The organism is Cobetia sp. SIMBA_158 (genome assembly GCF_046566945.1).
In the GTDB taxonomy this organism is placed as follows: Bacteria; Pseudomonadota; Gammaproteobacteria; order Pseudomonadales; family Halomonadaceae; genus Cobetia; species Cobetia amphilecti.
The window spans coordinates 1-233 of record NZ_JAWJYL010001147.1 but is presented as its reverse complement, the minus strand read 5'-3'; the positions used below and the strand labels follow the sequence as shown (position 1 = coordinate 233).

Annotated in this window: 1 pseudogene; it reads right to left on the bottom strand. The window is 54.9% G+C overall.

From position 1 onward, the window contains the following. Positions 1-233: pseudogene (locus tag R2R70_RS23345) on the bottom strand (YgiQ family radical SAM protein); the annotation flags it as partial.

Sequence of the window (233 nt, the reverse complement as noted above, 5' to 3'; positions counted from 1 at the left end):
ACCGAAAAACAGATTCGGTTTACCCAGACGCATAAAGTCGTCTTTGCTGCTCCAGTCCGGCTGGGCGATGATCCCGACGCGAAAGCCCTGCGCTTCCAGCATACGACCGCAAATCGCCATCCCGAAGCTTGGGTGATCGACATACGCGTCGCCAGTAACCAAAATGATGTCGCAGCTATCCCAGCCAAGTTGATCCATCTCTTCACGAGACATCGGCAAAAACGGTGCCGGTC